20 protein-coding genes are annotated in these 23,656 nt (G+C 38.6%); 10 read left to right on the top strand and 10 right to left on the bottom strand.

What is annotated here, in order from left to right:
- Positions 1-148: 148 nt before the first annotated feature.
- On the bottom strand, positions 149-1,723 hold the full coding sequence (locus ABEB31_RS00290) for a Na+/H+ antiporter (RefSeq protein WP_347049220.1): 1,575 nt from the start codon (positions 1,721-1,723) through the stop codon (positions 149-151).
- Between the two features lie 431 nt (positions 1,724-2,154).
- Here ABEB31_RS00290 and ABEB31_RS00285 point away from each other — a divergent pair, with 431 nt between their 5' ends.
- From ABEB31_RS00285 to ABEB31_RS00270, 4 genes are all read left to right on the top strand, one after another.
- The gene (locus ABEB31_RS00285; protein ID WP_347049218.1) at positions 2,155-3,477 is read left to right on the top strand and encodes a sensor histidine kinase; all 1,323 of its coding nucleotides are present in this window, start codon (positions 2,155-2,157) and stop codon (positions 3,475-3,477) included.
- A gap of 12 nt (positions 3,478-3,489) precedes the next feature.
- The gene (locus tag ABEB31_RS00280) at positions 3,490-3,933 is read left to right on the top strand and encodes a response regulator (protein ID WP_347049217.1); all 444 of its coding nucleotides are present in this window, start codon (positions 3,490-3,492) and stop codon (positions 3,931-3,933) included.
- 45 nt (positions 3,934-3,978) lie between these two features.
- On the top strand, positions 3,979-5,217 hold the full coding sequence (locus ABEB31_RS00275; protein ID WP_347049215.1) for an ATP-binding protein: 1,239 nt from the start codon (positions 3,979-3,981) through the stop codon (positions 5,215-5,217).
- Positions 5,218-5,420: 203 nt separating this feature from the next.
- A complete protein-coding gene (locus tag ABEB31_RS00270) occupies positions 5,421-5,567 on the top strand; it encodes a cold-shock protein (RefSeq protein WP_347049214.1) in 147 nt (48 codons plus the stop codon).
- A gap of 399 nt (positions 5,568-5,966) precedes the next feature.
- Here the strand turns inward: ABEB31_RS00270 and ABEB31_RS00265 are convergent, their stop codons facing one another.
- Positions 5,967-6,383 carry a hypothetical protein gene (locus ABEB31_RS00265; RefSeq protein WP_347049213.1) on the bottom strand — a complete coding sequence of 139 codons (417 nt, stop codon included), beginning with the start codon at positions 6,381-6,383 and terminating at the stop codon, positions 5,967-5,969.
- A gap of 229 nt (positions 6,384-6,612) precedes the next feature.
- On the opposite strand from ABEB31_RS00265, the gene ABEB31_RS00260 reads away from it, so the two are divergent.
- Entirely contained in the window at positions 6,613-6,873 is a 261-nt protein-coding gene (locus ABEB31_RS00260; RefSeq protein ID WP_347049211.1) for a hypothetical protein, read from the top strand.
- 418 nt (positions 6,874-7,291) lie between these two features.
- Here the strand turns inward: ABEB31_RS00260 and ABEB31_RS21655 are convergent, their stop codons facing one another.
- The 5 genes from ABEB31_RS21655 to ABEB31_RS00240 form a co-directional block, all read right to left on the bottom strand.
- Positions 7,292-7,507, bottom strand: coding sequence for an ATP-binding protein (locus ABEB31_RS21655; protein WP_430408223.1), 216 nt, complete (start codon positions 7,505-7,507; stop codon positions 7,292-7,294).
- Positions 7,508-8,149: 642 nt separating this feature from the next.
- Positions 8,150-8,617, bottom strand: a complete 468-nt coding sequence (locus tag ABEB31_RS00255; protein WP_347049209.1) for a LamG-like jellyroll fold domain-containing protein — start codon at positions 8,615-8,617, stop codon at positions 8,150-8,152.
- 1,085 nt (positions 8,618-9,702) lie between these two features.
- The gene (locus ABEB31_RS00250) at positions 9,703-11,214 is read right to left on the bottom strand and encodes a PAS domain-containing sensor histidine kinase (protein ID WP_347049207.1); all 1,512 of its coding nucleotides are present in this window, start codon (positions 11,212-11,214) and stop codon (positions 9,703-9,705) included.
- Between the two features lie 676 nt (positions 11,215-11,890).
- The gene (locus ABEB31_RS00245) at positions 11,891-13,879 is read right to left on the bottom strand and encodes an ATP-binding protein (protein ID WP_347049205.1); all 1,989 of its coding nucleotides are present in this window, start codon (positions 13,877-13,879) and stop codon (positions 11,891-11,893) included.
- A gap of 714 nt (positions 13,880-14,593) precedes the next feature.
- The gene (locus ABEB31_RS00240; RefSeq protein ID WP_347049203.1) at positions 14,594-14,788 is read right to left on the bottom strand and encodes a hypothetical protein; all 195 of its coding nucleotides are present in this window, start codon (positions 14,786-14,788) and stop codon (positions 14,594-14,596) included.
- A gap of 1,872 nt (positions 14,789-16,660) precedes the next feature.
- Here ABEB31_RS00240 and ABEB31_RS00235 point away from each other — a divergent pair.
- The gene (locus tag ABEB31_RS00235) at positions 16,661-17,224 is read left to right on the top strand and encodes a YciE/YciF ferroxidase family protein (protein ID WP_347050028.1); all 564 of its coding nucleotides are present in this window, start codon (positions 16,661-16,663) and stop codon (positions 17,222-17,224) included.
- 407 nt (positions 17,225-17,631) lie between these two features.
- Positions 17,632-18,723: a sensor histidine kinase gene (locus ABEB31_RS00230; protein ID WP_347049201.1), complete on the top strand. Its 1,092-nt coding sequence runs from the start codon at positions 17,632-17,634 to the stop codon at positions 18,721-18,723.
- Positions 18,724-19,059: 336 nt separating this feature from the next.
- Here the strand turns inward: ABEB31_RS00230 and ABEB31_RS00225 are convergent, their stop codons facing one another.
- Positions 19,060-19,338, bottom strand: coding sequence for a hypothetical protein (locus ABEB31_RS00225; protein ID WP_347049199.1), 279 nt, complete (start codon positions 19,336-19,338; stop codon positions 19,060-19,062).
- Positions 19,339-19,892: 554 nt separating this feature from the next.
- Here ABEB31_RS00225 and ABEB31_RS00220 point away from each other — a divergent pair.
- The 3 genes from ABEB31_RS00220 to xseB are packed head-to-tail and all read left to right on the top strand — an operon-like array spanning position 19,893 to position 21,236.
- Positions 19,893-20,750, top strand: a complete 858-nt coding sequence (locus tag ABEB31_RS00220) for an exodeoxyribonuclease VII large subunit (RefSeq protein ID WP_347049197.1) — start codon at positions 19,893-19,895, stop codon at positions 20,748-20,750.
- Between the two features lie 26 nt (positions 20,751-20,776).
- On the top strand, positions 20,777-21,043 hold the full coding sequence (locus ABEB31_RS00215) for an exodeoxyribonuclease VII large subunit (protein ID WP_430408218.1): 267 nt from the start codon (positions 20,777-20,779) through the stop codon (positions 21,041-21,043).
- Positions 21,018-21,236, top strand: coding sequence for an exodeoxyribonuclease VII small subunit (gene xseB / locus ABEB31_RS00210; RefSeq protein WP_347049193.1), 219 nt, complete (start codon positions 21,018-21,020; stop codon positions 21,234-21,236). The genes ABEB31_RS00215 and xseB overlap by 26 nt, the downstream gene beginning before the upstream one ends.
- A 42-nt stretch (positions 21,237-21,278) precedes the next feature.
- On the opposite strand, the gene ABEB31_RS00205 is transcribed toward xseB, so the two are convergent.
- Both ABEB31_RS00205 and ABEB31_RS00200 read right to left on the bottom strand, forming a co-directional pair.
- Complete coding sequence (locus ABEB31_RS00205; protein WP_347050027.1) at positions 21,279-22,727, bottom strand: ATP-dependent helicase; 1,449 nt, start codon at positions 22,725-22,727, stop codon at positions 21,279-21,281.
- Between the two features lie 17 nt (positions 22,728-22,744).
- The gene (locus ABEB31_RS00200) at positions 22,745-23,623 is read right to left on the bottom strand and encodes an ATP-dependent helicase (RefSeq protein WP_347049192.1); all 879 of its coding nucleotides are present in this window, start codon (positions 23,621-23,623) and stop codon (positions 22,745-22,747) included.
- Between the last annotated feature and the right edge of the window lie 33 nt (positions 23,624-23,656).

Below are 23,656 nucleotides of genomic sequence, written 5' to 3'. Positions count from 1 at the left end.
ATAAAAGTCTCATGAGATCTGAAGCTTTTTTCGTCACAGTGTTAAGGACTTTAAAATAGAATTCACTATTCGTTAGTACAACATTGCGTCGTTTAGTAATTACTTTAAAAAGTTTTATTATCGCATTTTTAATAGTTTCTCCATGATATTAAAAATATCGTAATTTCTCCTCTTCCACATCAAGATAGTGCATCTGTCTTTTAATTATGGACTCATCTAAAGATTGATCTTCTTTATTTTTATTTCGAAGCCATTTTCGCTGCTGATCCAGCAGATCAATGTATATAATTTTAAGGTCGACAGCTATTGATTCGTCATCGAGTGTGGTATTTCGATGTTCCCATTTTTCTATAAGCTGTTGTAGCGGTATATTATCTTCAATCTGGTCAGAGTATGTGGTTTTTAAATAGTGTAAAGCATATTCACCTAATTCCTGGCGTAAGAGGATGCGGGCCTGCTCATGAGATGAAGTATCGTCATTACTGTCAAATTGCATTTTTCGAACAAAATAAGGAAGTGTAAGCCCTTGAATAACAAGTGTTAGAAGAATAACAACAAAGGTGATAAACAAAATAAGGTTACGCTGTGGGAATCCATTTCCGTTATTTAAATACACAGGTATTGATAAGGCGGCCGCTAAAGATACGACACCTCTCATGCCGGTCCAGCCAAGAATAAAAGGGGTTTTAAAATCGGGATTTTCACTCGGGTCAGTTTTTACAAATTTACTTGCAAACAGTTTAACAAATACTGTAAAATAAGATGACAGAATTCTGCTCACTATCAAAACAAGTGTTATTAATATGCCATAACCAATTGCTGTGGTAAGGCTTACATCTTCAAGTCCTTTGGTAATTTCTGGTAAGTCCAAACCGATCAGCATGAAAACTAATCCATTCAATATAAAACAAAAACTTTTCCAAACATTTATTCCCTGCAGACGGGATTTACTGGTCAGAAAAAGATGCCTGTTATTGGCCAGCAGTAAACCGCCGCTTACTACAGCCAAAACTCCTGAGCTGTGCATTTTTTCGGCAGCAAGATAAATAATATATGGAGTTAGTAAAGAAAGTACAATATCAACGTTGGCATCAGTTGGCAGGTATTTGTGGGCTTTCATAAAGAGCCATCCTATCAATAATCCAATTCCAACACCTCCAAAGATCATCCAGCTGAAACTTATCGCTGCCTTATAAAATAGAAACTGCTCTGTTGCAACAGCAATCATGGCAAACCTGAAAATAATTAAGGATGAAGCATCATTCAATAAACTTTCTCCTTCTAATATGGATGATATTGTTTTAGGAACTTTTACAAATTTTAAAATAGCTCCTGCACTGACTGCGTCTGGAGGAGAAACAATTCCTCCAAGTAAAAATCCTAATGCTAACGAAAAGCCAGGGAAAATATAATTAGCAACTAACGCTACAGAAAGAGCTGAGAGAAAAACAACTATAAAAGCAAAACTGGTAATAATACGGCGCCAGCGCCACATTTCTTTCCATGAAACGGTCCATGCTGCTTCATATAACAATGGCGGCAGGAATATAAAAAAGATAAGTTCAGGCTCAATAATAATAACAGGAACTCCGGGAATAAAGCTGATAGCCAGTCCTGCCAAAATTAAAAGTATAGGATACGCTACTTTAATTTTATGCGCAAGCATAATCAAAAGCAGGATAACGATTAGTAAGCCTAAATAAAAAGGAAAATTGTCAAGCATTTAATGTTGTTAAATTTAATTTATAATGTCCAATTGTGGCAAATGTATTTAAGTGCAATATGTTTATTCTCATGTAGATAAATAGCAACTACAAAACTACTGACGGCTTTATAAAAAACATTTGTAAAGTGATATACGCAGAAGGATTTATACTAATATATAGTTTTAAGTTTAAAAAAAAATTTTAAATCTCAAAAAATAGTGTTTAAATGGAAATTTAAAGGTTTATAATTTATTACTAGTTCAGAAATTAGTTTCGGTCTCTAATTTTGACTATATTCGTCATGTATACTTTCAATATTATAAATTGCTGTAGACGAAAAGAGTCAGCAGTAATTATAAGATCTTACACAAACTTTGGTAAGATTAATTTAGCAACATAAAATATAGGTTGTTTTCCAGCAAATCATTGCCCTTATTTTTAAAATACAATGCGTATTATTATGGGCAGGCAAGAAAAAAAAGATGAAGATCAAACCGTTTCTTCTACGGAAGAACGCATCTTTCAAGAAAAAAGCAAAGAACAAAATAGGAATATATTTCTTACCGGTAAGTCTTCGAAAAGCGGAAATACTGATAATCAAAAAAAAACAGCGGCAGTATCTTCTATTCAAAAAACTTCTAAGCAGGATAACGCAGAAAATAATGCAGCGCAGTTGATTATTGCCAACAAAAGACTTTCTATTCAAAATAATGAAAAAGAAAAACTGGTAGAAAAACTCATTGCTGCCAATAAAGAACTTGCATTTCAAAATGAAGAAAAAGAAAAGAGGGCAGCAGAACTTATTATTGCCAATAAAGAACTTGAATTTCAGAACGAACAGAAAGAAAAGCGGGCAATAGAACTGGTAGCTGCTTATAAGGAGCTTGCCGTACTAAGTAAGGAAAAAGAAAAGAGAGCGGCTGCATTAATTATAGCCAATAAGAAATTGGCCAGTGAAAATATCCTCAAACAAAAAAGAAAAGTTGAGAAGGAAAAGCGAGCAGCAGAATTAGTTGTTACCAATTTAGAGCTTGCCTATCAGGAGAAAAGAGCGAAGGAACTAACTCTTGCCAATAATGAGCTCAAAAAAGCACAGGAAGAACTAGAGTCATTTTCATATTCGGTTTCCCACGATTTAAGAGCTCCAATACGTGCCATTAATGGATATACACAGATTTTTATTGAAGATCATGCCGGTTCAATTGGTCATGAGGGAAGGAAAATTTTAGATGTTGTAATTCAAAATTCTAAAAAAATGGGGTTGCTTATTGATGATCTGCTTGCTTTTAGTAAGCTGGGACGCAAACAAGTATCCACGGCCAAGATAGATATGGCTGCGTTGGTAGAAGGATTGATCAATGAAATTATGGTTGAAAAAGGGGATAATATACCCACATTTGAAATTAAGGAACTTGAACCGGCTGTCGGAGACCAGTCATTAATGAAACAGGTTTGGCTGAATTTAATTTCAAATGCTGTAAAATATTCAAAATATAAACCGCAGACCCTCATTAAGATCACTTCGATCCTTAAAAAAGATAAAGTAATTTATTGTGTCAAAGACAATGGAGCGGGCTTTGATATGACTTACTATGATAAAATCTTTGGCGTTTTTCAACGGCTTCATTCACAGGATGAATTTGACGGAACAGGTATTGGTCTTGCCATAGTGCATAAAATAATAAACCGGCACCATGGTAAGGTTTGGGCAAAGTCAAAATTAAATGCTGGTGCCAGTTTTTACTTTTCGCTTCCTAATATAGACAGTTAAACAAAAAAATAAATGAAGAATTACGACGATATAGAAATTTTATTTGCAGAGGACAGTATGGATGACGCTATGCTTACCATACGTGCACTTAACAAAAGCGGTTTTACGAACAAACTTTTACATGTAAAGGATGGCGCTGAAGCCTTAGATTTTATGTACTGCAGGGGCATGTACTCAGTAAGAAATGCTAAAGCACATCCCAAACTTCTTCTTTTAGACTTAAAAATGCCTAAGATTTCGGGTTTACAGGTACTTGAAAAAGTAAAAAACGATCCGGACTTTAAGTCTATCCCAGTTGTAATACTAACTTCTTCTCAGGAAGATCCTGATATTGCTAAGTGTTATAGTCTTGGTGCTAACAGTTATATAGTTAAACCTGTAGACAGTAATAATTTTTTTAATGCTATAAAGGAAATGGGGATGTATTGGATGATACTGAGCCAGCCGCCACTTTAAGAACTTTTTCAATTTTTTAATAATGCTAAACAACCTTGAAAATAAATGAGTAAAATCAAAATTCTTATCATTGAGGATAATATAGATGATGCTGGTTTACTTGTCCGTTATTTACAAAAATCAGGTATAACCTTTACATCAGAGGTGGTGGACGCAAGAAAAGAATTTGAAAAGTCTTTAGATTTATTTAATCCTGATATTGTATTGTCAGACTATTCTTTACCTGCGTTTGATGCCGTAACGGCTTTTGAAATAGTACAAAACAGGAATCTAAAAATACCTTTTATTATTGTTTCCGGGACAGTAGGAGAGCACAATGCGGTGATGCTGATGAAAAAAGGAGTGACTGATTTTTCCTCAAAAGAGAATCTGGAAGCTCTGCCGCAAAAAGTAATCCGCGCCTTAAAAGAAGCAGAAGAAAGACATGAAAAAGAGGAATTGCTTGAAAAATTAAAAACACAAACTGCCGAACTGCTGCTTGCCAATCAGGAGTTAGAGATTCAAAATACTGAAAAAGAAAAAAGGACTATTGAACTGCTCAATGCAAATAAAGAGCTTTTGGCTTTTAATTTTATATCCAGTCATGATCTTCAGGAGCCGCTTCGTAAAATCCAGACTTTTATTTCTGTCATTAGGGAAAAAGAGATGGAAAACCTGAGTGAATCAGGAAAAAGCAGTATAGAAAGAATACATGTGGCAGCCACCAGAATGCGGCAGCTTATAGAGGATTTATTAAATTTCTCAAGAGTCAGTATTGTACAAGATACTTATGAAATCAATGATCTTCGTACAATTATTGAAGATGTTAAAGAGGAGCTAAAAGATGATATTTCAGAAAAACGAGCCGTTATAGAAATTAAAGAATTGGTGCCGGTAAATGTTAGAATATTTCAATTTAGGCAACTGTTTCATAATTTACTAAGTAATGCCCTAAAATTTTCAGCTCCCTGTGCTGTGCCGCAAATCATCATAGAATCTGCTGTAATTACCAATAATGATTTTAAACTGCTTAATTTAAATAACAGTTCACTAAAATGTGATTACTGGCATCTAAGCTTTAAAGATAACGGAATAGGTTTTGAAGCAGATTTCAATGAAATTATTTTTGTGATTTTTCAGAGACTTCATCATCCTGAGCAGTATTCAGGTACGGGGATTGGCCTGGCTATTGTAAAGAAAATTGTGGAGAATCATAACGGAATTATTACAGCCAGCGGAAAGTTAAATGAAGGGGCGGTTTTTGATATTTATATCCCGGCTGTAGAAGAGAGTGACCTGTCGTAATGATTTTAATTTCAGTTTAGGTCATAGTGAATTATTCACAGGAAAGAAGACCAAATTTTCATTGGATTTTTCTTTTAAATCAAATCAGATGTGGATTTTTGTATTTTCGAATTGTTTTTTCATCTCTAAAATGAAATATAAAATGCTGTTTTTCAATTATGTATTATGAAATAGATTACCTTTAACAAAATTAAATTTATAAAATGCAAGAAGGTTCAGTAAAATTCTTCAACGAAGAAAAAGGTTTTGGATTTATTACTCCAAGTAATGGAGGTGACGAAGTTTTCATCCATGTTTCAGGTTTATCAGAAAACGTTCGTCAGGAAGACGCGCTAAGATATGATATCTAGGAAGGCCGTAAAGGTCCTAACGAAGTAAATGTAGTGATATAGCTTAATAATAATAATAATATAATTATCTCTTAACAGCATCTGCTTATACCAAATGCGTTTTTTAGCCAAAAAATAAACAACCACAAAAACGCTTTAAAATTTCAAAGCCTCTAAATTAATTATTTTAGAGGCTTTTTTTGTTTCCAGAGATAAGTTGGGTTTATTTGATGCTGATCATATAAGAGTTTATAGCAGTAGTTCAGGGTTAAGACCCGTAAGGTATTTCCAAGTGTTTCAATGCTTATACCCAGGATTCAATAAGTATACTTAAATTTTCCTATTCCAAAAAAGCTGATAAATTAAAAAAGCATACGCCTCTGGGCGTATGCTTTTAGAATATAATCTTTAGGTTCTAAATTAAATTTTAGTCTGATAAACAGATTTTCCGTTTAATGAAACTTCAGCCACACCGGTCCTTTCGGTAAATGTTGTTCTTAAGACACTTCCTTTGAAAAGCGAAACATCTCCGTAAACTTTTCCTGTTTCATCGGTAACATATTCGAACAATAATTTTTTATTGTCCGGTTCGATTCCCAGCTTATAGCTTGAAAACTTTGTTCCCTTTAAATCAAATGACTGCTGGGAATCTATAATTTTATCATCTGCATAGAAGTTTGTAATGGCCTTGTTCAACGTAATGTCCGGGTAATACTTATTTACTTTTTCAAGCAGGGAATACTGGGCGGTGTTTGCATCTTCCAGTTTAGATGTAATGGTCTGGGCAGATGAAACTACTGTAAAAATAAGAGCTAAAAGTAATGTGATTCTTTTCATAATCTAAATTTTAATGGTTAGTGTTTTAAAATAATTTCTAAAACTTCATAATATCCATTTTTTGCATGATATGTGATATTATTTCTATGAAGGTACTAAATATATAGCCCTGCTGGAAATAAAAAGCAAAGTTTTAAGAAAACAGCTGTAATAAAGATATGCTTTACTGGATCTATTCTGTCGCATTTGGGAATAACTTTATCTTTATAATTTCAAACTCGTCAAAAAAATGAATACCAAAGGTCATTGTTATCCAAAATATATCATCCTTCAGGCAGTAGATTTTAAATTAAGATTTACACTTAGTTACCGTGATGTTGAGGAAATAATGAAAATTAGAGGAGTGCTTGTGGATCATGCCGCAATTCAGTGTGGGGTCTATAAATTAAATCTTTCCTTTGAAGGTATTTTTAGCAGCTCTTCCCGCTATTCGTTCCAATCTTTTGTGCCGAACCCCGGCACAAAAGGATTTCACTGCTATCGGGGCTAGGGCTGCTGAGGAGCCCCGCTTTTTGGACTAATAAAAATAAGCAAGGATATAAAAAAACAGCGCCAATTGTCTTCAATTGGCGCTGTTTGGCTTGTTTGTGACCCATAAAGGACGGATTACAAATCATTTTAATGGAGGATTTGAAGAGATTGGCTTATTGAAGCTAGAGGCTGTCTTTCGTTGGCCTTGTGAATTGGGTTTGGATATCCTGCTGGGGATTGATTTCTACGCAAATTAGTGATTAGGTAAATATAAACCCCCATAAGTACGCGACTTAGGTGGTTTTTTAATGAATTTAATTTTTAAGTAAGTTTTTAACTATTTGTAATTGCTGTTAGTGCTGATAATATCCCAAGTCATATGGATGTTCATTGAGCTGGCAGACTTATATGAGCATTATTGACGCAAATGTATTTTTTCATAATTTAGGCAGATACACATTAAATACTGCGCCATTTTCAGTACTTTCATCAGCATTGATATCGTCATTATGATTCTGAACAATTTTTTTGCACATTGCAAGCCCAATCCCCGTTCCGGCAAATTCACTGCTTCCATGCAGTTTTTGGAAGATGTTAAAAATTTTAGGAGCATCCTCCGGCCGTATCCCGATGCCGTTATCGGTGAATTGAATTTAATAATAGGACAGCGCTTTACTTAGACCAACCGAGTGAATTTCTTCATCGGAGGCAACACTACAATGAATATGAACCGTAGGCTTGATCCCTGTCTGTATAAATTTTAGGGGCATTGCCTATCAGGTTAAAAAACAACTGGGACATCTGTAGGGGACTACCTTTGATGATCGGCAGTTCGTCCCAGGTTATTTGCCCTAGTGCTCTCTATTGCCACCTCATAATCTTCAAGTGAATTTTGAGCTATTACTTCCAGATCTACAGCCACAAAGACCTGATCGTCTTTAGGCAGGGCCGAATGGCGAGTACATCGCGTATAAGCTTGCCCATACGAGTGGTTGCATCTTTTATTTTATCGATATGGCTCAGTGATTTTGCGTCAAGTTGGCTTCCGATCCTGCCCTGTAAAAACCCGTGAACGTGCTGATCTTCCGTAGGGGTTCCTGCAGGTCATGTGAGGCAATGTAGGCAAACTGTTCGAGTTCCTGGTTCAATTGGAGTAATTGTACATTGGTTTGCTCCAATTCCTCGTTGGTAAATTAGGGAAAAAATTTCTTTTGAAAAACAGTGGCCTCTCACAACCGATTCACTTTCGAGTTTGCATTGGTGGATTCCCGAAAGGCATATATCTTAAAATCAAGTTACGTACTGTAGTTCGGTGTGGCGCCGCCTAATGCTTCCTGATCCGGATTTGAGCTTATTAAGGCACCATCTACGTAAAAAAACCAATCGGCACCATTATATACATAAGCGAAATGGTGCCATCCTACAGGTGATAGCCTGCTGCCTAAATCAACAGATTGTGAAAACCCTGCAAAATCAGAACCAATGGATACGATCAATGTATTTTGATAAAGTCCAAATCCGCCTAATTCAGTTTGCCCTGCAGAACCTGGAACATAAATGCTTGTAAACAGTAGATTACTATTAGCTGATGACCTGGCCCAAAATTCAACCGTCAGAGCGTTACGGTTGGAGATGTAATTGCTTAGATCACCGGAAGTTACAATTTGATTCTGCGATCCAGTAAATTTGTAACCAATCTGAGCATATCCTCTTAGGCCAAATATGCTGAGAAGGACAATAAATAAAAGTAAAATTTTCTTCATAGAATAAAGGTTAAGTGAGTAGGTAAAAGTCTTTAACAGTCGCAGTTTTAATTTCATAAGAAATTCGCGAGCCTGTTATGGGATGAAATATGGAGTGCATTAATTTATAAATACAAGTACTCAAAAAGGGTCAAAGACTTTTTTGCGTGCCTGACTGATCTTAAAAAGCAATGGCGTGTTCAGATCGAGGCGTACCCTTTGAATAACTAATTAAAAAATAAGGTGATAAATGTTACTACCACAAATCAGATTTAGAAGTGACATCGCAAATACAACATATTTTATGCGTTTTTTCTTCAGAATGAATGAAGGAGAATTCGCTAATTTTAAACTATGTTATATTGGAGAACGAATATTCTTATAAAATTAAGTTGAAAGTATTATTCTTTATCATAGGCTTGGAAATAGAGTTGAATTGTATCAAATTTATTACAAAAAATAATAGAATATGATTATGTTGCGTAATTTTTTCTGATAATTATGTTTTATTTTTATTAAATTTTAGGATTAAAGTCGCTTAGATAAGCTAAATACTGGTTATATAGTAATTGTGAGTTTATTTTTACAATGTGGTTTATTTATTTACCTCGTCTTATTAATTTGTTTAAAATTAGCTAGTTATGCCAAAGAGGAGTTATTTGGAGCGCAATTTTTAGTATCTCCAGCATTAGTAAACATCTTTCTAAAGTAGTGTAAAGTTAATTTTAAACATATTCAGGAAATATCAGGGAAGAGGTATTAGATAAATACTTTGCGAATTCCGATTCTGCCATTTTACCTCTGCTACAATTGCAGAAAATGTAAGCGCATCAATACTAAGCTTTTGGAGTGACAGGAGGAATGGGTAAGTTGTCGATGATTCTTAGTTAGTTAGTTAGTTAGTTAGTTAGTTATTGTTTTTTGTTTTCTCTCACTATTTTGTAGTCTTTAATCTTTTACTTGAAGATGCTGTAGAGGAAATTAAACTCACACACTGGCAGTAATTATTCTGCTGTACAGATACTAACTATGATACGCCCAAGGCACTCAAAGGAGTTCCTTTACAAGTGCTGTTCCGATTGTCCGTTGCAAGTAGGCGTCGGTTTTCAGATAAAAGGCCCTGTTTGTTTCAGTGGAAGTAAAATGGTAAAATTTGCCCCTTTACCCGCTGCTCCACCAGCCGTTATTACGCCTTTGTGGCGCTTTACGATTTTTCTACATAAGGATAGTCCCAGCCCATTGCCTTCATAGCGGTCTTTGGAATGCAGCCGCTCAAAGGCGTTGAATACTTTCTCCGTATACTGTTCCTCGATACCAATACCATTATCTTCCACCTCGATTTGTACATAACCCTCCTTGTCCGTTGGCGAGGTATGGATCACGATATGAGGCGGTATATCGGCTTTAGAAAACTTCAGTGAATTTTGAACCAGATTGTAAAATAATTGATGCATAAGTATGGGTGCAGCCTCAACCTCCGGAAGGGTTCCGATGCTAATCTGGGCATTTTTTTGTTCAATGACAAGCTCAAGATCTGTCCGGATGTTGCCCAGGATATGATGCAATGAGACCGGGGCTATGGGCTGCGTGGAGTTATTTATCGTAGAATAGGCTAAAATCCCTTCGATAAGATTCTGCATACGGTCCGCTGCTCTGGTGATTTTGGCTGCATACCCCAGTTGTTTATTATTCAGGGGCACATCGGATTGCGTCTGAAGCAGCGCATTGAAAAAGTTGATTTTCCGCACCGGTTCTCTCAAATCATGGCTCACAACGTGTGCAAAGTGGAGCAGGTCCTCGTTGGACCGGGTCAGCTCCCGGGTATTGGCAACGACCTGCTTTTCTAGCTCCTCGGCAAATTCTTTCTGCCGGTGAATGTCCTGTGTGATTCCGATAATAGTACAGGGCCTGTTGGATTCATCTGTAATGATCTTGGCATTGACCTTAATCCATTTATAGTCCGTGCCGTTTTTGATTCGGATCTCGTAATTAATCAGGCCGGTGCGGTTGCCTTCGGCTAATGCCCGGTCGCGGACACACACGTCCTGGGGATGCATACGGGCAACGAGCATTTCGTTTGTGAGTATTGGTTGTTCCTGCGAATTAACTGCCCAGATTAAGTTGAAATTCTCGGATGTTTTTATTTCTTTGGTAGCAAGGTCAATTTCATAGGTGCCCATACCCGAAGCGTCAACTGCAATGCGCAGTCTTTCATTGGAGAGCCGGAGTTGCTGGTGCGCAAGATGCAGGTCCGTTACATCAAGGCCGGTGTTCATTATCCCGTAAACATTGCCCTTCTTGTCAAACAGTGGGGTAAAGCTGTAATTGAAGTAATAGGAAGTCATTACTCCCTCTATTTCCAAATCCACTTTTTTATCCTTCGCATGATAGGGGACACCCGTTTGATAGACCTGTACAGCCTCTCCGTAGATATGTTGCTGCTGTATCTCCGGTACCACATCAATATACCTTTTGCCCAGAATATCCGCACCTTTTCCCCAGGCCTGTATAATGGCTGGGTTAGCTGATTCAATAATTAGATCATCGCCTAAATACACCGCCATAGGAAAGGGGGAATGGTTGACCATGTCAGTAAGCAGGAGTAGTTTTTGTTCCATAGGGGGCTATTTTGCAGCGATAAGTTAAAAATGCCATGAGAACAGCAAATTTAATTGTCAGAATTATAAAAATTTCCATAAAAGTAAGTGAAAAATCAAGGCGATCCCACATAGCATATCAATTTAGTATTATAATTAATAACGACCGTTTTACCATTCTCATAGACTTGGAAAATGCTTATATAAGAAAGAAAGAAAGAAAGAAAGAAAGAAAGAAAGAAAGAAAGAAAGAAAGGCTTTGATACGAAGCAGTAGCTTGGATATTTTGATGTAAAGCGTTGATTAAAAATAATGGGCGCTAAAATTTAGATAAATTATTTCATCAATTCCCGAACCATGTTAAATAAAGATTTGGTAATTTATTCCAGTACGGACATTGTCAATAAAACATTTTAATAATCTAACTACTTGTGGAGATGATCTTTAAGTGGTTTGCCGTTCGTTTAAGTTTGCTCGATGGCCGTAAAGATCAGAAATAGCACAGTTTGATTAAGAACGCTTCAATAAGAGGATAAGATTTTCGAACAAGGTCTTTTTTGCACGTTGATCAAATAGGGATACTGCCTGCTGTACTTACAAAGATACCGCAAGCTTGATATAAAACTGTAATGATGTGGAATTTTGGACGTCCATGGAGCAGGCAGATTTATAAGTGGATTATTAATCCAACGTATTCTTAAGATTTTGGCAGATACACATTAAACACCGCGCCATTTGCAGTACTTTCATCAGCATTGATATCGCCATTATGATTCTGTACAATTTTTTTGCACATTGCAAGCCCGATACCCGTACCGGCAAATTCAGTGCTTCCATGCAGTTTTTGGAAGATGTTGAAAATTTTATGAGTATCTTCTGGCCTCATTCCAATGCCGTTATCGGTGAATTGAATTTTATAGTAGGACAGCGCTTTATTTAATGTAAGTAAATGAATCTCCTCAGGTGCGGCAACACTGCAGTGAATATGAATGGTAGGTTTGGTCCCGGGCTGTATAAATTTTAGGGCATTACCGATCAGGTTAAAAAACAACTGGGACATCTGAAGGGGAATACCTGTGATAACCGGTAGTGCGTTCCTGGTTATTTGGGCTCCGGTGCGCTCTATTACCACCTCATAGTCTTCGAGGGTTTGTCGAGCAATTTCTTCCAGGTTCACTTCAACAAAAACTTGCTCATCTTTGGGCAGGGCGGAATAGGCGAGAACATCCCGGATGAGTTTACCCATACGAGAGGCTGCATCTTTTATTTTATCGATATAGCTCAGTGATTTTGCATCAAGATGGCTTTCAATCCTGCCCTGTAACAGTCCTGTAAACGTGCTGATCTTGCGTAGTGGTTCCTGCAGGTCATGGGAGGCAATGTAGGCAAACTGCTCGAGTTCCTCATTCAATTGCAGCAATTGTACATTGGTCTGTTCCAGTTCTTCATTAGTAGCCCGCAATTCTTCTATTACGGCGCCAAGCTCTTCGGTACGCTCCTGAACCAAATTTTCCAGTTCGATCTGAAGTTCGGTCTGGATAGTAACGTCTTGTGCGGTCCCGTTCATTCGTATGGGGTTGCCTTCAGGATCAAAAACGGTTTTGCCTTGTGCATGCAGGATTCTTTTTTTTCCGGTATTGGGATGGATCACGGTGTAAGTTTCATCATACAACCCGCCCGACTCAGGGTTTAGTGCCCAAGCTACTGCTTTGGCTACCCTTTCCTGATCTTCTTCCAGCAGGATGGGTATGACTTCATTATAGTCCTTGGCAGCAGGATCATAGCCAAACCATTCTATCAGGCGATCGGAATATGTTAGTCCATTGGATGCCACATCAATACTCCAGGTTCCCAGCTGGGCAAGATCCACTGCGCCACGCATGCTTTGTTCGGCCTCCTGTAGCTTGTTGCGCGCCATAACCTGCTCGGTTACATCTATAGCAGTACATATGACCCCGTGGATTTTTCCTTCCGCATCAGGTAAAGGTTTATATGTGTAGTCATAATAACCATAATATGGTGATCCATTTCTGACAAACATAATACGGACAGCCGTTTCGCTGTGAGTTTCCCCGGTGCTTAATACCTGATGATATGCCTGGAATAAATGGGTTTCTTTCATCTCCGGTACCGCTTCCATGATTGGCATGCCGATAATGGAATCCCCTCTGCCAAATATTTCGAGCATTTTCTCATTGGCCTCCCGTAAAACCATTGAAGGTCCGGTGTAAACCAGTTTTGCTACGGGAGAATTATAGAAGACGGTACGCGCAAACTTTTCGCTTTCTTCCACCCTCTGCCTTTGGGTGACTTGCTGGGTATGATCCATAACCCAAACTGCCACCTTTTTTACTATTCCGGTCGAGTCTTTAAGCGGCGCATAAACAAAACTTAAGTAAATAGTTTCTTCCTTGCCCTGTTTGAACAGGCTGACTTTCGCTTCGCTCACGGAATAGGGATGTCCTGAAGTGACCACATCAGCCAGTGTATTTTCATAAAGATGGCGTACTTCCGAAAAGGTATCCCAATGGAAATGACCCAGGATTGCTTCGCGCGGCTTTCCGGTTGCCGCTACATAGCTGTCATTTACGATCTCGGCTTTAAGGGATTGAGCATCCAGAACACAGATACCGACTGGCGCATTCATAACTAGTAAGTAAAGTTCCAGCTGGTTTTCGATATTCATAGGGTTTAAATTATATTATGGACAAATTGATTTTAAATTTTTTAAGCTTCATACGGTCGCAAGATCTAAAGCAATGTCAGGCTTTACCTTCGGGAAGACATAAAAGAACATTGGGTGATGAAAAAATCGCAAACTGATCATATCGGTGCTATGGATTTGGAATTTCGGTGGAATTCCTCGCCATTGAGTAATAATATAGTGGAACCACAAAAAAATAATTTTTTTTTGGAACTCCTGCATGGTTATTAGTGTTTGTAAGGTCTGAATTGGAGCGGTACATAATAAGCAGCTTTTAGCGACTACTAATGGGTGGACAGCCCAAGGTAAGATTGACAGGATAAGAATTGATATAAATGCAACTGCGGTAAGTCCCATTACAGAATTAATCAATGCGAACGTTTTTAGATGTTAGTTACGAGATATTGTGCTGAGCTCCTGGAATTATTGAACAGTTACAAAGCCTAGGCTTTCTCGCTTGATACGAATTTAAGACCATCTAATGTCATTTATTTTATATAATTTTCGATATTTTTTACACCATTTTCATCTATTTGATAAGTAAAAGAAGAAATAGGAATATACAAGAATTATGGTTCTGAATTTATTATTAACTGCTAAAACATTTTCTAGGAGTAGGAACCTTATCAAATCAGTTGCTGTAATCAAAATTTACCTCACCCCTAGTTGGGAAGTCTCTGCTATAGTATTTGTTCTCTATTCCAGATTTGTCCCAAGCGTTTTCTCTGTACTTATTTTTCTGGTAAACTTTGAGGTGGCTATCAAATAATCATCAATATTATCGGTATAAGTTCTGATAAAATCAATGATTTTACGCAGGTCATCACAGCGCGAATCAATCCGGTCTGCCAGTGCGTTTACTTTATTGATTGTGGTATAAATATCATTCATTCTTTAAAGGTAGTTTAAATAATTAGCAATCAGCGATTTTTACGAGGTATTTTTTACGAAAACCAAAATATTAGGGACATTGCATTAATGCAGCAATTTAAGCCGTGCCTGACTGAAAAAGAGGATGTAAAGGGTAGCTTTACTTATAATTGAAAGGAGAAGGGATCATCTTCACATAAAAAAGAACAAAAGCAGCTCTGATTTACTTCCTTGACATTATAAGATATTTGAATATTTTGCCTGCTTAAATTCACTTCGTGTAACACTAATGTTATTAATGATGTCTTGTAGATTTTTTTTGATAATAAATAGAGCTTAATAATAGTTATAAGGAATTAAATTAGTACTTTTGAACATTAATTTGGATAAAGCCCGCTGTATAATTATTTATACGTTTACACGCCTTCTGACTGTATAAAAGCGATTAGAGCTGCAACGCAGCTCTTTTTTATTTCTCTTTTTTGGTCAATCTGCTTATGTTTTTATTTTATATTCCTCAGCGTGTGAAATGCAGTATTGTGCTCACATTTAAATCAATAATTGACATCTATAAAAATACACTGTGGTATTTCGTCCTTATTACAGTGCTTAGTAAGTTTTTCTATTTCAATATCAGCTTGTACAAGATTACCAACTTACCCTATTAAGTAAGGAAGAACAAAAACGGGCAGCTGCATTGATTATTGCCCATAAAAAACTAGCCCGTGAAAACATCCTGAAGCAAAAAAGAAAGGTGGAGAATCAAAGGGTGCTGCACAACTGGTAGTTACTAATTTAGAACTTGCCTATCAGGAGAAAAAAGCAAGTGAGCTGCTGCTTGCTAATAAGGAACTCAAAAAAAGCGCAGGAAGAATTAGAGTCGTTTTCTTATATGGTTTCACACGACTTAAGGGCTCTTATACGTGTCATTAATGGATATATGCAAACTTTCTTTGAGGATCATGCTGATTAATTGGTCAGAAGGGAAAGAAAATGCTGCAGGTTGTCATTCAAAATTCAAAAAAATGAGACTTCTTATTGATGACCTTCTGGCTTTTAGTAAGTTGGGACGCAAGGGGGGTCCATTGAAAGTATCAACATGGTTTCGTTAGTTGAGGGGTTGATCAGTGAAATGGAAGTTGAAAAAGGACATACTATTCCAGTATTTGAAGTGGACGGCTAGATCTGACCCTAAGCGACCACTCCTTAATTAGAGAGGTCTGGCTCAATTTAATTTCAAATGCAGTGAAATATTCCAAATATAAACCTCAGACTATTGTTAATATTACATCAAATCTTAAAAAAGACCGGGTAGTTTACTGTGTGTAGGACAATGGGGCATGCTTTGACATGACGTATTATGACAAAATCTTGGGGGTTTTCCAAAGGCTGCACTCCCAAGATGAATTTGACGGCACCGGTATTGGTCTTCAATTGTACAAAAAATAATAACATGGCATCATGGAAAGGTATGGACAAAGTCAAAGTTAAATGACGGTGCAAGCTTATACTTTACACTTCCTAAAATAAACCGTTAAATTTTAAAGATAATGAATTACGGCGATATCGAAATTTTATTTGCAGAGGACACTATAGATGACGCTATGCTTACTAAACGCGCGCTTAACAAAAGCGGCTTCACCAACAACTTCTGCATGTTTAAGGATGGAGCCGAAGCCCTTGATTTTATGTTCATTTAATGTATAGTTCATTATAAGAAGGCATTATAAACATTACATCTGGAGGTTTGAATATTGTAATACAATTGATGGTATTATGTAATACGGGCTTTAAAATGCCTTTGTATATTTGAATAAATCTTTTGAAAAAAAATGTATGGCAACGACGGCAAAAAATACTACAGCAGGTAAGGCGAAAAATGTCTCTTCAAAAATGGACAGTAAGGCCGCAGCAGGAAAGTCCAGTGGCACTGCAAAAGCGAAAGCATCAGCCGCCGAAGGCCTAAGGGAATTATTTGTGGATTCATTAAAAGATATATACTGGGCTGAGAAAGCACTGACCAAAGCACTGCCTAAAATGGCTAAAAATGCAACATCGGAAAATCTTATCACAGCAATAAACGACCATCTTGCGATTACACAAGAGCAGGTGAAAAGACTGGAAAAAATTTTTTCATTAATCGGGGAGAAAGCTGTAGCCAAGAAATGTGATGCAATGGAAGGACTTATCAAAGAAGGGGAAAGTATCATGGAGCAAACCGAAGTAGGGCCTGTACGGGATGCCGGAATTATCGCCGCTTCACAAAAGATAGAGCATTATGAAATTGCTACATACGGCACGCTGGCTGCATTTGCAACTACGCTGGGCGAAGATGACACTGTATTGCTACTGGAGAAAACTTTAGCAGAAGAAAAAGAAGCCGATACATTGTTAACTCAAGCAGCGTATAATACGATTAATTTTGATGCTAATGAAGAAGATCAGAAACAGCAGTAATTTAACTATTATCCCAGCCTACAACAAGATACCAGGCCTGTACTTCAAGTACAGGCCTTTCTCATACCATTAGTGTCTTAAGGGTATGGCGGAATGATAAGGTAGCAGGTTATAATCTGCAGAAGTTCTGCCGTAAGTTTAAATTTACCGCTGTAATGGCCCGGTCATAGATAAGATTAGTTTCTTTAGCGTATGGCAATGCATTAGCATGTAAACCCAACTGCTGGTGGCTATCTTCCAATGACAGAATCTTTTTTGCGGAATATCTATTTATATGAGGGCTTTCATCAACAGCATTCAAATAACGATATATGTACATATTAAAGCATTTAATTTACTGTTCAGCATCGTGCTTTCAGGTTTAAACAAAAAGAGATTAATTTCATAGGCGGAAGTTACTAAAGAAAATGGATTCAAATATGGTATGCGCGCAGGAGAATTTCGAAACAGCCGGTTCACATTTACAGAGACTGGCTGATTTTTTACCCTACCCAATTATTCTTTCAGAACGGATAGGTACTGTAAATTACTATTTATACTTCAACCAGAATTTTATAGATAAAATAGGTTATAATTTAAAGGAGGCTGGCAATGCAGTAAAGCTTAACGAGTTATTGTATCCCGACGAAAATTATCGCAGTGAGGTCTTAAATCTTTGGAAATCCAAAGACACTACTTTCAGGAAAAAAAGAAAAAAAAACGTAAAAATCAAAGCACAGTTGACTCTCAAGTCCGGGAAGAAAAAATGGTATCAGATAAAAGATTCCATTATAAATGATATACATATTACGGTCTTTGTCAATATTAACAGCGAGGTAAGGCTCCAACAGAAATTAAAGAAAAATAATGGTAATAATGAAAGAATGCTTTCAATTTTGGGGCATGATCTAAAAAGTCCAATTGCAAACCTGATTTCAATATCAACTCTGGGCGAAAACTCAGAAATTTCCCCACAGGAATTTACCGAACTAATGCAGCTTATAAAAGAAGAATCCACAGAGGTCTTAAAACTACTGGATACCACTTTTGCCTGGGCAAGACATAATTTTAATACTATTCAGCTCAATGTAACTTTAATCGATTTTGAAGTATTATTAGAGGGAGTGCTTAAAGTTTATAAATGCATTTATGAAAAAAAGAATATCAAAATAACCTGCAATGTGAAGAAGCTCGTTGATATCAAATGTGACACGGAAATCCTTACTGTTATTGTCAGGAATCTGATCTCAAACGCTATAAAGTTCTCACATCAAGGGGGGTTGATCTCAATCAATGCCACGGCCCGCGAATTAGTGGTGTCAGATAATGGCATTGGAATGACGGGGGATATGGTCGATGGAATCATGGATAACAATTACAAAACAACACGGGGTACGGCAAACGAAAAAGGAATAGGGGTGGGCTTGCAGCTTGTTTTAAATCTTGCGGAAAAAATTAACTGTAGACTGCTTATTAGCAGTGCAATTTCTAAAGGAACCTCGGTAAAACTTGTTTTTTAATTTCTGTGAAGTGTTTATTTATTTTGTAATGTTTAGGTTAATAATAATAATAATAATAATAATAATAATAGCCTCTCAATATAAGTTTGTCAAGCTCTTTTGACGTGTGCTTTTCGTGATCCATTGGCCCGTATAATTTTTCATAAGTTCAGGATCTGTAAAAGATCTCAGGAAAGTGCGAGGAATTCTGTTGATCATACTACCATCTGCAGGGATATGCGCCAGCGTGGTTACTGGAGATGCAAATATATAAAAGCAACGTGCTGGTGGCCTTAGTTGCAGGATGGACGAGAGTTATGTTAGGGTGAAAAATTGTGCGATGGGGCCGGTCGGATCTTATTTGGGTTGAACGACAGGTTTTATACTATCGTTGATCAGGAAGACGAGGTCTCCGATGTTATTTTCCTGGATATAACGCCGTATAAATTCTTCGGCGGGTTTTTTATCCTCCGCAGAAACAGTGAAGAAATTCAGGTGGAAAATTTCATCCTTATCCGCTATATGGATTATTTCCGTGTAACAGCCTTTGATAAGAGCGCCCTTAAATTTGAGCACTTTTTGCATGCCGTGGCTGTCCATTTCTTTTTTGACCCTAAGATGTATTGTCTTCGGCATGATGTTGATGTGTTCTTCTTGCTGAAATATTTATATTAGTGTGCTTACGCAGTTTAGACCTGTTGAGAGCCTCTTCTCCTCTCGTGTTTTTGCGCCAAGATGTTATAGCGTTACATGAAACGTAAAAATAATAAAAAGCAGTAGTACCCCAATAAAAAAGATGTTAAATTATAGATCGAACGATGGGGACAATTAGATGTTTGTGGATGATTATTGCTATCTTAGCTGCTTAAACGAAATACAAAGAAAGGAAACTATTTTCAAAAGGCTATGGTACCTGAAAACATTATCACTCTCTCCGCGCTTAACCACAAAATCCATCAGGCGGTGCAGGACCGCTTTAAAGGTGTCACCTATTAGGTAGTGGCCGATGTGACCAGTCACAGCTTTAGGGCCGATAAAAAGATCCATTATTTTGAGCTGGTGGAGAAAGGGAAAAAGAACAGTGCCATAACCGCGAAAATTATGGCAAGGCATGGGGTGAGGGCTCGGTTCACCTGTCTGATTTTGAAAAGAAGACCGGACAGCGTTTTAGCAACAACCTTCATGTACTGGTGAAGGTCAGTGTGGATTACCATCCGCTGTACGGGCTCTCTGTAAATGTGCTGGATATAGACGTAAATTTCACGCTGGGTGTTTTGGAACAACAGCGAAATGCCACCCTTAAAAGACTGGAAGCCGAAAATGATTATATAAGTAAGACCCCTGAGGGATATTCGACACTGAACAGCCGTCTGAAACTCCCGGTGGTGATCCAGAGGGTTGCCGTTATATCAGCGAGCAATTCGGCGGGTAATGAGGATTTCCGTCATACCCTGCAGCACAATGATTTTGGTTATAGCTTCCAGATTGATGCTTATTATACGATAGTGCAGGGAGACAACAATGCAAAACTTTTTTTAAATAAACTCATAGAGGTCTATAACAGTGGTATCCCGTACGATGCCTTGGTCATTACAAGGGGCGGAGGGGCACAGTCGGACTTTCTGATTTTTGACAATTACAGCATCGGAAGAGCAACAGCCAAGTTTCCCATTCCTATTATCACGGGGATCGGACACCAGAAAAATGTAAGTATCACGGATTTAATGGCGCACACCCATACCAAAACCCCGACCAAGGCCGCTGAATTTATTATTGCCCACAACCGAAAATTTGAACTGGGACTGCTTTCGCTTCAGCAGCATATCGTAATTAAGTCCCAGAAGCTGTTCTTAAACCAATACAAGGAGCTCGAAGTGCTCAAGAAAAATATTTCCCGTAGTTCATTTGAATTGCTGACCCGGCACAAAGAACAGCTGTATGGTACCAGGCAAAAACTCGCCGGAAATGTGAAAGACATCCTGCATGAGAACAATCGGCAGCTCGCCTTAACCGGGCAGAGGACCGCGAACCTCTCGCAGACCTTATGAAGCGCCGCAGGAATGAGATAGTATTTATGGCAGCAAACCTCAAGCTTTTTACAGCCGGGTACCTGAAAACCGGGAAGCTGAATCTGGAGCATATGCAGAAAAGCATCCGGATGATGTCCCCTCGGAACATCCTTAAAAAAGGATATGCCGTGGTGAGGGTCCAGGCGAAAATTACCAGCAGTACAGAGCAGATAAAAGAAGGAGACCATATAGAAGTAATCCTTTACGATACCCTACTTAAAACCACCGTTACAAGCAAAGAAACCTATGATGGAAGAGACACTGACCTATGAGAAGGCCTGGAATGATCTTACAGCAATTTCCGGGGAAATAGAAAATGAAACCATTTCAGTAGATGAACTTGCCGTTAAGGTAAAAAGGGCCTCTGAGCTTATTGCGTTCTGCCAGGGCAGGCTAAAGGCAACCGAGACCGAAGTGGGCAAAATTATAGACGGTATGGAGAAGCAGCCGGATTCTGAAAAATGATAATGATCCCCCGGTAAATAAGTTCATGGTAACAGTGGGTGTTTACTTCCACGGCTTGTACCACTTTTTTTCCGGATCTTCTTTTTCAGTGTCGTTATCAAACCTGTCAGTACGGTCTTCGTTTTTGAAAACAGCATCAGCTTCAGCGCTGGATTGCTCCTCATCCTGAAAAGGATCCGGAGCGGTTTTCAGGCTTTCCTGAAAGCTTAAAAGTTCAGCAGGGGAGGAACCCTGATGTCCATCGGATGCGGCAGTGAGAAAACGAAAAGCAAAATCAATCGGTTTTTCTTTTCCCATCTCAAAAAAGTGGACACTATACTGGTTTTTTTCCCTGTCCACATGCTGTATCTGCCCTGTGTTCCATACCGGGTGCAGGACCAGATCCCCGACGGAAAAGGCAGTATCTTCTAAAGTTTTTGCAGCAGCGCTAGTTTGGGCGTTCTGCAGGATCCCAGCAGAGAGTTTTCCTTTACGCACATAGAATTCCTCTTTGATTTCAAAAAGGAACCGGGACGGGTATTTGTTGAGTCCCGTTGTGAAATTAAAGCCTTCGGAATCGGTCATGTAGAACCTTTTTTCGGCCCTTGTCACCGCTACATACATCAACCGTCTTTCTTCCTCGATGGCACGTTTTCTTCTTTCTTTGATCGAAAGCGCACTTGGAAGCACCCCTTCGGTAAACCCGCACAAAAATACGTATGGGAATTCCAGTCCCTTGGAGATGTGAATGGTCATTAGGCGCACCTTGTCCTGATTTTCGGTATCCTTATCCAGATCGGTGTAAAGGGCAACCTCCTGCAGGTATTCGACAATATTCACCGGACCGTTGTTTTCTTTTTCCAGCAGCAGCATAGAGCTTACCAGTTCCTTGATGTTCTCGAGCCTGTCCTCATCACCGTCCTTGCGATAGAGCTCGGAAAGCCCGCTTTTGTCCAGTATAATCTTTACAAGATCTGATATGGAATCCGTATCGGCATCTTTTTTTAGTTCGGCGACCAAGCTGAGAAAATCTAGCGCACCTTTTTTATGGAGTTCCTTATCTTGTACATTTCGTTCCAATGCCTCAAGCAGCGAGAGGTTCTGTTCCCCGGCCAGAAGGCTCAGCCTTTCGATGAACTTTTTGCCCAGTCCCCTTGTAGGATGGTTGAACAGGCGAAGGAATGAGAAGTTGTCCCCCTGGACAATCAGCCTTAAAAAAGAGAGTACATCCTTGATTTCTTTGCGTTCAAAAAAGCGTACCCCGCCAAAAATGATATACGGGATATTGTCCTTGATGAGTGCCTGCTCAATATTACGGGAGAGATGGTTCGAGCGGTAGAGTATCGTGATATCGGAATAGGACGCATTTTCGGTCTTTACTATTTCCTTGATCTCTGTTGCCACCCAAAGCGTTTCCTCGAAATCATTTTTGCCGTGGAAATGCACCACTTCAACCCCTTCGGGATTCTCGGTTACCATATCCTTGTCTACCCTGATCTTGTTGTTTTTGATAATATGGTTGCCGACTTTCAGGATGTTGGGCGTGGAGCGGTAATTTGGTTCATGATGATGGTCTGGGTATCGGGGAACATCTGGTCGAAGTCGACGAGATATTCAGGTTTAGCCCCCCGCCACTCGTAGATAGTCTGATCCGGGTCGCCTACCAGAAAAAGGTTCTGGTGTACGCGCGAGAGCATCTCCACGAGGTGGAACTGGCTGTCGGAGCTGTCCTGCGCCTCATCTACTTGTATGTAATGCAGCATTTGCTGCCATTTGGAAAGCACGTCGGGATTGCTGTCTAAAATGAATGCCGTAAAGTGGATCAGGTCATCAAAATCCAGGGCATAGTTGCGTTTTTGTTTGTCGAGGTATTTCTGGTAGACCTGACTGGAAAGCGAGTCTTTTTCATCAGCAATAAAGGTTTTGTTCTCAATCATGTATCCCAGGTAATCCGAGGTGCTTTTCTGTTTGGAGATAAAGCGGAGAACCTGTTTGAAAGTCAGGTTTTTGGAATTGATATCCAGTTCGGTGAACACCTCCCTAAGGATGGTTTTCTGGTCGTCGGCATCCAGTATGATAAAGTTTTTCGGGTAGTGGATCTTGTTTATTTCCTCCCGCAAAAAGCGAACGCAAAAACCGTGATAGGTGGTGATGAAACTCACATCATAAAGATCGCCGATAAGCGCCTTGACGCGTTTTTTCATTTCCTGGGCCGCCTTGTTGGTAAAGGTCACGCACAGGATATTGGAAGAGTTGATGCCGAGCCTGTCCACGATATAGGCAAAACGGGAGGTCAGCGCCTTTGTTTTCCCCGAACCGGCACCGGCAATAACACGCACATAACCCTCAGTGGTTTTAACTGCCTGAAGCTGTTTGGGATTAAGGTTCTCTAAAATCGGATCGGTCATAACAGAATAATATTAAAATAATTAAAGGCAGAC

This window comes from Flavobacterium olei, assembly GCF_039749035.1.
In the GTDB taxonomy this organism is placed as follows: Bacteria; Bacteroidota; Bacteroidia; order Flavobacteriales; family Flavobacteriaceae; genus Flavobacterium; species Flavobacterium olei.
Note: the sequence above shows the minus strand (reverse complement) of the source record. Positions and strands in the feature narration are given on the sequence as shown.